Source organism: Erwinia mallotivora (assembly GCF_000590885.1).
Taxonomy (GTDB): domain Bacteria; phylum Pseudomonadota; class Gammaproteobacteria; order Enterobacterales; family Enterobacteriaceae; genus Erwinia; species Erwinia mallotivora.
The window spans coordinates 41,866-51,436 of the sequence record NZ_JFHN01000046.1 but is presented as its reverse complement, the minus strand read 5'-3'; the positions used below and the strand labels follow the sequence as shown (position 1 = coordinate 51,436).

Genomic DNA, 9,571 nt, shown 5'->3' with positions numbered 1-9,571 from the left:
GAGGCTCGGGTGCCATTTGTTCCTGCCACACCACCACTGTTACCTGCACCGCCGTTGCCGCCACTCTGGCCCATCTGACCATCACTGGCATCGCCACCAGCCGCGCCAATCACACCATTTGTGATGGTGAAACTGCTCTGGCTGATGGTCAGATTGCCGCTGCCGCCTGCTGCGCCATCCCCACCGTCGCCGCCGTCAGCGCCGTTACCCCCTGAGCCACCATTGCCGCCGTTACCGCCATCGCCGCCAGTACCCGTGGTGCCGCCGTTGCCGCCGTTCCCCCCGGTGCCGCCTGTCCCGCCGTCAGTGCCTGCCGATGCCTCGCCAGCTGTCCCGCCTTCGCCACCGCTGCCGCCAATTTGCAACAACCCCAATTGATCTTTAACGTTACGTAATGCAGAGGTGGCGTCATCTCCACTACTCCCCGCCTCTCCAGCGGATCCGGCACTGCCGCTGGCGCCGTTGCCGCCGTCTGCGCCATTACTTCCGTTACCGCCATTACTGGTATCTCGTGCATTTGAACCATTACTACCATTGCTACCATTAGTGGCACCCCCCGCACTGCTGGCGGAACTGCCACTGCCACCGCTACCGCCCTGAGATCCGATAGCAACATCCACACTTGCGTAAGTAATATTCATTGTTCCCAGAAAGGGAAGGCTGATAATAGCCAGCGTATTGATGACTGTAATCAGATGACGACGTTGGGGCGTTACAGCGAGAATTGAGGAGGCCTTTTTGGCATTGTGTATTTCCATTTTTTATATTCCATTATCTTTTTGTTAACAAGGTTTTCAGTGTGTCCATTGCACTGTTAATTAAAAAACATGATTACCATGATTTAATTCAACCTCATGTAATTATTGTGTTTTATTTAATTAAACTTTGCTTTGAGGGTTTATATCAGCCTGGTAATTTAAGTGCCCAATTAAAACAGGTGACCCTCACGTGTATTACTTTAATTATGACCTGTAGAAATTGATACTATTTATTTTAATGATTTTTTAATTTTTATTGCCTTTTTCTGAATTGATGGTTTTTATTTCATCCCTGTTATTTTTAAATAATCTGCCTCTTTGCCTGTTAACATCTGAAGAGACAACAGGATTTACTTAAAGGTATAGGAATGGCAACAGACGTACTGATACACTGTCGCAATGAAGTAAACTGAGGCTGAACTGCGCTGAAGCGGGGTTCAGGTGAATGACCTGTAAAAAGATGATGTGTTAATGAGCTATCAGGTACTGGCCCGCAAGTGGCGTCCACAAGCGTTTACCGATGTTGTCGGTCAGCAACATGTATTGACCGCGCTGGCCAATGGATTATCCCTTGGCCGAATCCATCATGCCTATCTGTTTTCCGGCACGCGTGGGGTGGGGAAAACCACCATTGCGCGTTTGCTGGCTAAAGGATTGAACTGCGAAACGGGTATCACCGCCACACCCTGCGGGCAGTGTGACAACTGTCGTGAGATAGAACAGGGCCGTTTCGTTGACCTGATTGAGATAGATGCGGCATCGCGCACTAAAGTGGAAGACACGCGTGACCTGCTGGATAACGTGCAGTACGCTCCCGCACGCGGGCGTTTCAAGGTTTACCTGATTGATGAAGTTCATATGCTTTCACGTCACAGTTTTAATGCGCTGTTGAAAACGCTGGAAGAGCCGCCTGAGCATGTGAAATTTTTGCTGGCAACCACCGATCCGCAAAAATTGCCGATCACCATTTTATCGCGTTGCCTGCAATTTCACCTGAAAGCGCTGGATGTTGCACAGATCCGTGGTCAGCTTGAGCACGTCCTGCAACAGGAAAAAATCGTTGCAGAAACCCGGGCATTGCAACTGCTGGCCAGAGCCGCTGACGGCAGTATGCGCGATGCGCTGAGCCTGACCGATCAGGCGATTGCCATGGGACTGGGGCAGGTCACCACCGCTGCGGTCAGCGATATGCTCGGTACGCTGGACGACGAACAGCCGCTGGCGTTGATTGAGGCTCTTGTCAACGCGGAAGGTGAGCAGGTGATGTCTTTGCTTAACCAGGCTGCATCCAGGGGCGTTGAATGGGAAGCTTTGCTGGTTGAGATGTTAACTTTGTTACATCGGGTGGCAATGATTCAGCTGCTGCCATCGGCGCTGGATAATGAGTTTGCCGCCAACGAACAGCGCCTGCGAGAACTGGCCAGGGTGCTGCCACCCGCCGATGTCCAGCTCTATTACCAGACCCTGCTGGTCGGACGTAAAGAGCTGGCTCTCGCGCCCGATCGGCGCATGGGGGTGGAAATGACGCTGCTTCGTGCGTTGGCTTTTCATCCCAAACAGGTCATTGCTGCACCTGTAGCGGTGTCGCGTCCGGCTGTGAGCCCGGCATCCAGCAGCGTTTCAGAGGTTCCACCCGCCACTCCGGCGGCAATCCCGGCGTCTCAGGTTACCCGCCAGAGCGAACCGGCGACGAAATTACCCGATACCACCAGCCAACTGCTTCAGGCGCGGACACAGCTGTTGAGCCAGCAGGGTGCCACTAAACCAAAAAAGAGTGAGCCGGCGGCGCAGGGGGCGCGGTCGGCAGGTTCGGCACTGGAGAGGTTGGCTGCGGTTGGTGAGCGTAGCCAGAAACGGCGGCCTGATGCACAGTCTGCTGAGCCGTTAAAAAAAGAAGCATATCGCTGGAAGGCGCAAACGGCTGAGGTCAAACCGGAACCGGTCGCCACACCCAAAGCCCTGCGTACGGCGCTGGAGCATGAAAAAACGCCGGAGCTGATGGCGCGTCTGGCCGCAGAATCGCAACTGCGCGACGCCTGGGCCGCTGAAATCGCCGCGCTGACGTTGCCAAAACTGGTGCAACAGCTGGCGCTGAATGCCTGGAAACAGCAGTCGGAAAATGTCATCACCCTGCATTTGCGCTCCAGCCAGCGCCATCTGAATTCACCTTCTGCGCAGAAGGTGTTGACGGAGGCACTGAGTCAGGCAACCGGAGAGCCGGTTGAATTAACGCTGATTGAAGACGATAATCCGGCGGTGTTAACGCCGCTGGAATGGCGTCAGAAAATTTATGAAGAGAAACTGGCGCAGGCGCGCCAGTCGATTATCGCGGACAGTCATATTCAGACGTTGTGTCAGTATTTTGATGCCGATGTTGATGAAGAGAGTATTCGCCCCCTTTGAAACGCTGCGTGTCATAACGCGGCCTGAGCTGAGAGAGAGAACTATGTTTGGAAAAGGCGGACTGGGTAACCTGATGAAACAGGCCCAGCAAATGCAGGACAAAATGGCGCAGGTTCAGGAAGAGATCGCCGCCATGGAAGTCACCGGTGAATCAGGTGCGGGCCTGGTCAAGGTGACGATTAACGGCGCGCATAACTGCCGCAGAGTGGAAGTGGACCCCAGTCTGCTGGAAGATGACAAAGAGATGCTGGAAGATCTGGTCGCCGCAGCCTTTAACGATGCTGCCCGCCGTATCGCTGAGGCGCAGAAAGATAAAATGGCAGCAGTTTCCAGCGGGATGCAGTTGCCACCCGGCTTTAAGATGCCATTCTGATGCAAACCAGTCCGCTCCTTGAAAGCCTGATGGAGTCGCTGCGTTGTCTGCCGGGCGTTGGGCCAAAATCGGCGCAGCGTATGGCATTTCAACTGTTGCAGCGCGATCGCAGCGGGGGGATGCGTCTTGCTCAGGCCCTGACGCGTGCCATGTCAGAGATAGGGCACTGTGCCGACTGCCGGACTTTCACCGAGCAGGAAATCTGTACTATCTGCGCCAATCCCCGCCGTCAGCAAAATGGCATTATCTGCGTGGTTGAGAGCCCCGCAGACATTCATGCGATTGAGCAGACCGGGCAATTCTCCGGGCGCTACTTTGTGCTGATGGGGCACCTTTCTCCACTGGATGGCATTGGTCCTGATGATATTGGTCTGGATCGCCTCGAACAGCGGCTGGAAAAAGAGCCCATCACCGAAGTGATCCTCGCGACCAATCCGACAGTGGAAGGGGAGGCAACCGCCAACTACATCGCTGAAATGTGTGGACAGTATGGCGTTGAAGCCAGCCGTATTGCACATGGTGTACCGGTTGGCGGTGAGCTGGAGATGGTTGATGGCACCACGCTGTCACATTCTCTGGCCGGACGACACAAGATCAAATTTTAGTCATTCAACGGCACGTTGCTACGTGCCGTCTTGAAATCCCGCCAACAGCCCCCATTCTTCACCTCAACCTATACAAACCGTATCAGATGAGGTAGCAATGACTATGAAAGGACAAGAGACTCGTGGCTTCCAGTCAGAGGTGAAACAGCTTCTGCACCTGATGATCCATTCTCTCTATTCAAACAAAGAAATTTTCCTGCGTGAACTGATCTCAAATGCCTCTGATGCTGCCGACAAACTGCGTTTCCGTGCGTTGTCAGCACCCGATCTTTATCAGGGCGATGGCGATCTGCGCGTAAGGGTTTCTGTTGATAAGGAAAACCGCACCCTGACGCTGAGCGATAATGGTATCGGGATGACGCGCGAAGAAGTCATTGAAAACCTCGGCACCATTGCCAAATCCGGGACCAAATCCTTTCTGGAATCACTTGGTTCGGATCAGGCGAAGGACAGCCAGCTGATTGGCCAGTTCGGTGTGGGTTTCTACTCTGCGTTTATTGTGGCTGACAAAGTTTCTGTTCGCACTCGCGCTGCCTCTGCGAGCGCAGATGAAGGCGTATTCTGGGAGTCGGCAGGCGAGGGTGAATACACCATCGCCGATATCAGCAAAGAAGATCGCGGTACGGAGATCACTCTGCACCTGCGTGAAGGTGAAGATGAATTCCTCGATGCGTGGCGGGTGCGCAGCATCATCAGTAAATATTCTGACCATATTGCCCTGCCGGTAGAGATTGAATCCCGTAACGAAGAAGATGACACCATCAGCTGGGAAAAGATCAACAAAGCTCAGGCGTTGTGGACGCGCAATAAGTCAGAGATCAGCGACGATGAGTATAAAGAATTTTATAAACATGTTTCCCACGACTTTGCCGATCCGCTGACCTGGAGCCACAACCGTGTGGAAGGTAAGCAGGAGTACACCAGCCTGCTGTATATCCCGACTCAGGCTCCGTGGGATATGTGGAACCGCGATCATAAGCACGGGCTGAAACTCTATGTACAGCGCGTGTTTATCATGGACGACGCAGAACAGTTTATGCCGAACTATCTGCGCTTTGTTCGCGGCCTGATCGATTCCAGCGATCTGCCACTCAACGTCTCCCGTGAGATCCTACAGGACAGCCGCATAACTCAGAATCTGCGCAATGCCCTGAGCAAGCGCGCGCTGCAAATGCTGGAGAAAGTGGCGAAAGATGATGAGACACAATATCAGCAATTCTGGCAACAGTTTGGTCTGGTGTTGAAAGAGGGGCCCGCTGAGGATAGCAGTAATAAAGACACCATCGCTAAGCTGCTGCGCTTTGCATCCACCAGCAGCGAAGGCTCTGCACAGACCGTGTCGCTTGAAGATTATGTCAGCCGGATGATTGAAGGCCAGAACAAAATCTACTACATCACCGCTGACAGCTATGCGGCGGCGAAAAGCAGTCCGCACCTTGAGCTGTTCCGTAAGAAAGGGATCGAGGTACTGTTGCTTTCAGACCGCATTGATGAGTGGATGATGAGCTACCTCACCGAGTTTGATGGCAAGACATTCCAGTCGGTCAGCAAGGCAGATGATGATCTCTCTAAGCTGGCCGATGAGGAAGAGAGCGAAGAGCAGAAAGAAGCCGAAAAAGCGCTGGAGCCCTTTGTGGAACGGGTGAAAACGCTGCTGGGTGAGCGGGTTAAAGATGTTCGCCTGACGCATCGTCTGACTGACACACCGGCGATTGTGACCACAGAAGCGAACGAAATGACCACTCAGATGGCGAAGTTGTTCGCCGCGGCGGGCCAGGAAGTCCCTGAGGTAAAATACCTGTTTGAACTCAATCCGGATCACGCACTGGTTAAACGTGCCGCGGATACCCAGGATGATGCCCGCTTTGCGGAGTGGATCGAAGTATTACTGGACCAGGCGATGTTTGCTGAACGCGGTACGCTGGACGATCCTAACCTGTTTATTTGCCGCTTAAACCAGTTGCTGCTGGGCTAAACCCCGCACTTGCCGCCAGAGGACTGGCGGAATGCGTCAGCATTTTGCCCGGGATGCAACAGTCCGGGCGGTAAAGGTCGTCACTGTTCGCCTTTACTGCCCGGAAAAAGGGGCTGAGTGGCGTTTTTTCATTATTAAATTCTGTATCAGCCGCCAGAATGCGCAGGACAATCGACGAAAAAGGTGTTTTTACCGGGTTTATGACGTTTATCTCTCTGAAGTCGTTGTAAGGGATAACCACCACGTTCCTTGTGGAGAGCAGACCATGATGGTATGTTCTTGCCCTGGATAACGTGAACATTAAAGCAATTCGCAAGGGGATTTACGCAATGCGTATTATTCTGCTCGGTGCTCCGGGTGCAGGTAAGGGGACTCAGGCTCAGTTCATCATGGAGAAATACGGTATTCCGCAAATCTCTACTGGCGATATGTTGCGCGCGGCCGTTAAGGCTGGCAGTGAACTGGGTAAGCAAGCTAAAGAGATCATGGACGCCGGTAAACTGGTGACTGATGAGTTGGTCATTGCGCTGGTGAAAGAGCGAATTGCTCAGGATGATTGCCGCAACGGTTTCCTGCTGGACGGTTTCCCACGTACCATCCCTCAGGCTGATGCCATGAAAGAGGCGGGGATCCGTGTCGATAACGTACTGGAATTCGCTGTTCCGGACGAGCTGATTGTCGAACGCATTGTTGGTCGCCGTGTGCATGCGCCGTCAGGCCGGGTTTATCATGTCACTTTCAACCCGCCGAAGGTGGAAGGGAAAGATGATGTGACAGGGGAAGAGTTAACCACCCGCAAAGACGACCAGGAAGAAACCGTACGTAAACGTCTGGTTGAATACCATCAGATGACCGCGCCGCTGATTGCCTACTACAGCAAAGAGGCTGCCGACGGTCATACTGCGTATCACAAAATCGACGGCACACGCAAAGTGTCCGAAGTCAGCGCCGAGCTGGCGAAAATCCTCGGTTAAAATGTTGTGGCCAGGTCAGCCTGGCCCTGTTGTAGCAATTGGTTTTCCCTCCGTCATTTTCCGCTAGAATAAGTCTCGTTTTCATCACCTGATATGCCCGTATAAGGAATAACAATGAGGCAAGACAAACCCGGTGTGCTGCTGGTCAATCTTGGCACCCCAGATGCCCCGACCGCATCAGCGGTTAAACGCTACCTTAAACAGTTCCTCAGCGACCGTCGGGTCGTGGATACGCCACGTTGGTTGTGGTGGCCAATTCTTAATGGTGCCATCCTGCCAATCCGTTCGCCTCGCGTTGCGAAACTCTACGCTTCCGTGTGGATGGATGAAGGCTCGCCGCTGTTGGTTTACAGCAGACGTCAACGCGATGCGCTGGCTGCGCGGCTGGATATGCCGGTCGAGCTGGGGATGAGCTATGGCAATCCGAGCCTGAAGAGCGCCCTCGATAAACTGATGGCGCAGGGGATCACCCGGCTGATCGTGTTGCCTCTCTATCCCCAGTACTCCTGCTCAACCGTGGCGGCGGTGTGGGATGGCATCACCCAGGTTTTTGCCGGTTACCGCAGTCTGCCATCGGTGCAGTTTATTCGTGATTATGCTGAACATCCGGCCTATATCGCCGCGCTGAAAGCCTCTGTCGAACACTCTTTTGCCCAACATGGCAAGCCGGATTTGCTGGTGACTTCTTTCCACGGTATTCCACAACGTTTTGCCGACCAGGGCGATGACTATCCTCTGCGTTGTCACAACACCTTCGACGCGCTGGTGGCCGCTCTGGGACTGAACAGTCAGCAGGCGATGCTTACCTTCCAGTCGCGCTTTGGTCGCGAGCCCTGGCTGATGCCTTACACCGACGAAACCATGAAGGGACTTCCGGCAAAAGGCATTAAGCATGTGCAGATTATGAGTCCTGGTTTTTCTGCCGACTGCCTGGAAACGCTGGAGGAGATCAGCGGAGAGAACTGCGAATTGTTCCTCCATGCTGGCGGGACGAAATTCGAGTATATACCGGCTCTTAATGACAGCCCGCTGCATATCGATATGATGGTGGAGCTGGTTAACAGTCAGCGCTGAGCCAACCGCAGGGATGCGCACCCAATGGCGCATTCCTGTGTTATCATTTCGTGATTGTTCTCTTTTCTGTCATCTGCATAATGAAATTTCCCGGCCAGCGTAAATCCAAACACTATTTCCCCGTCAGCGCCCGCGATCCTCTCTTACAGCAAATTCAGTCTGAAAATCCGGAAACCAGCAGCAGCTGGATAGTCGGAATTGATCAGACGCTGGTGGATATTGAAGCGAAAGTCGACGATGCATTTATCGCCCGCTACGGCCTGAGTACCGGGCATTCAGTGGTGATTGAAGATGATGTGGCAGAAGCGCTTTACGCTGAGCTGACGTGTGAAAATCTGATAACCCATCAGTTCGCGGGTGGCACGATAGGCAACACCCTGCATAACTACTCTGTTCTGGCCGACGATCGCTCTGTGCTGCTGGGCGTGATGTGCAACAACGTACAAATTGGTGGTTATGCCTACCGCTATCTCTGCAACACCTCAAGTCGAACCGATCTTAACTACCTGCAAGGTGTGGATGGGGCTATTGGACGCTGTTTCACCCTGATCGGTGAGCATGGCGAACGCACCTTTGCCATCAGTCCGGGGATGATGAATCACCTGCACAAGGCAAGCATTCCTGAAGATGTGATTGCAGGCGCAGCGGCGCTGGTGCTGAGCGCTTATCTGGTGCGCAGCAAACCCGGAGAGCCAATGCCGGAAGCCACCATGCAGGCGGTTGCCTTTGCTAAAAAACACAATGTTCCGGTGGTACTCACGCTGGGCACCAAATACGTCATTGCCAGCGATCCGGCTTTCTGGCGTGATTTTCTGCGCGATCATGTGTCGGTGGTGGCGATGAATGAAGAGGAAGCTGAAGCGCTGACCGGGCTGGACGATCCGTTACAGGCTGCCAACATGGCGCTGGACTGGGTGGATCTGGTGCTGTGCACGGCAGGACCCAACGGGCTGTACATGGCTGGTTTTACTGAGGAAGAAGGTAAACGTAAAACGCAACATCCGTTGCTGCCAGGGGCGATTGCCGAGTTTAACCAGTATGAGTTCAGCCGCGCCATGCGTCAGAAAGACTGTCAGCAGCCATTGCGCATCTTTTCGCATATTGCACCCTATATGGGCGGCCCTGAAAAAATTATGAATACTAACGGTGCGGGAGACGGGGCACTGGCGGCAATGTTGCATGACATCACCGCCAATAACTATCACCGGCTTAATGTGCCCAATTCCAGTAAGCATGGCCGTCAGTATCTGACTTACTCTTCGCTGGCGCAGGTGTGTAAATACGCCAATCGCGTAAGCTACCAGGTGCTGAACCAGCACTCACCGCGTTTGACCCGTGGCCTTCCGGAGCGGGAAGACAGCCTGGAAGAGTCCTACTGGGAGCGGTAAGGGGCCGCGCTCTGTGATGAC

At 53.6% G+C, this 9,571-nt stretch carries 8 protein-coding genes, 1 pseudogene and 1 other annotated feature; of the genes and pseudogenes, 7 read left to right on the top strand and 2 right to left on the bottom strand.

What is annotated here, in order from left to right; genetic code table 11:
• Positions 1-758: pseudogene (locus tag BG55_RS21445) on the bottom strand (hypothetical protein); the annotation flags it as partial.
• Positions 759-1,229: 471 nt separating this feature from the next.
• Between BG55_RS21445 and dnaX the strand changes: the two are divergent.
• The 4 genes from dnaX to htpG all read left to right on the top strand — a co-directional run bounded on the left by dnaX (position 1,230) and on the right by htpG (position 6,114).
• On the top strand, positions 1,230-3,161 hold the full coding sequence (gene dnaX / locus BG55_RS11020; protein WP_034937539.1) for a DNA polymerase III subunit gamma/tau: 1,932 nt from the start codon (positions 1,230-1,232) through the stop codon (positions 3,159-3,161).
• Positions 2,506-2,567 (top strand) — a sequence feature (DnaX frameshifting element). It overlaps the preceding gene by 62 nt.
• Positions 3,162-3,204: 43 nt before the next feature.
• Entirely contained in the window at positions 3,205-3,534 is a 330-nt protein-coding gene (locus tag BG55_RS11015) for a YbaB/EbfC family nucleoid-associated protein (RefSeq protein WP_034937538.1), read from the top strand.
• The gene (recR, locus tag BG55_RS11010; RefSeq protein ID WP_034937536.1) at positions 3,534-4,139 is read left to right on the top strand and encodes a recombination mediator RecR; all 606 of its coding nucleotides are present in this window, start codon (positions 3,534-3,536) and stop codon (positions 4,137-4,139) included. Before BG55_RS11015 ends, recR begins: the two co-directional genes overlap by 1 nt.
• A 103-nt stretch (positions 4,140-4,242) precedes the next feature.
• A complete protein-coding gene (gene htpG, locus BG55_RS11005; protein ID WP_200871614.1) occupies positions 4,243-6,114 on the top strand; it encodes a molecular chaperone HtpG in 1,872 nt (623 codons plus the stop codon).
• Here the strand turns inward: htpG and BG55_RS22565 are convergent.
• Entirely contained in the window at positions 6,080-6,355 is a 276-nt protein-coding gene (locus tag BG55_RS22565) for a hypothetical protein (RefSeq protein ID WP_152542739.1), read from the bottom strand. The genes htpG and BG55_RS22565 overlap by 35 nt on opposite strands.
• A gap of 88 nt (positions 6,356-6,443) precedes the next feature.
• Here BG55_RS22565 and adk point away from each other — a divergent pair, with 88 nt between their 5' ends.
• The 3 genes from adk to BG55_RS10990 all read left to right on the top strand — a co-directional run bounded on the left by adk (position 6,444) and on the right by BG55_RS10990 (position 9,550).
• Positions 6,444-7,088, top strand: coding sequence for an adenylate kinase (gene adk, locus BG55_RS11000; protein ID WP_034937533.1), 645 nt, complete (start codon positions 6,444-6,446; stop codon positions 7,086-7,088).
• 114 nt (positions 7,089-7,202) lie between these two features.
• Positions 7,203-8,162, top strand: a complete 960-nt coding sequence (gene hemH, locus BG55_RS10995; protein WP_034937530.1) for a ferrochelatase — start codon at positions 7,203-7,205, stop codon at positions 8,160-8,162.
• 80 nt (positions 8,163-8,242) lie between these two features.
• Positions 8,243-9,550 (top strand): inosine/guanosine kinase, encoded by a 1,308-nt coding sequence (locus BG55_RS10990; protein ID WP_034937529.1) that lies wholly within the window; start codon positions 8,243-8,245, stop codon positions 9,548-9,550.
• The last annotated feature ends 21 nt before the right edge of the window (positions 9,551-9,571 follow it).

Excerpts from the sequence above, each read along its gene's own strand:
- adk (WP_034937533.1), top strand. The coding sequence starts at position 6,444 with ATGCGTATTATTCTGCTCGGTGCTCCGGGTGCAGGTAAGGGGACTCAG.
- BG55_RS11015 (WP_034937538.1), top strand. The coding sequence starts at position 3,205 with ATGTTTGGAAAAGGCGGACTGGGTAACCTGATGAAACAGGCCCAGCAA.
- htpG (WP_200871614.1), top strand. The coding sequence starts at position 4,243 with ATGAAAGGACAAGAGACTCGTGGCTTCCAGTCAGAGGTGAAACAGCTT.
- BG55_RS10990 (WP_034937529.1), top strand. The coding sequence starts at position 8,243 with ATGAAATTTCCCGGCCAGCGTAAATCCAAACACTATTTCCCCGTCAGC.
- recR (WP_034937536.1), top strand. The coding sequence starts at position 3,534 with ATGCAAACCAGTCCGCTCCTTGAAAGCCTGATGGAGTCGCTGCGTTGT.
- hemH (WP_034937530.1), top strand. The coding sequence starts at position 7,203 with ATGAGGCAAGACAAACCCGGTGTGCTGCTGGTCAATCTTGGCACCCCA.
- dnaX (WP_034937539.1), top strand. The coding sequence starts at position 1,230 with ATGAGCTATCAGGTACTGGCCCGCAAGTGGCGTCCACAAGCGTTTACC.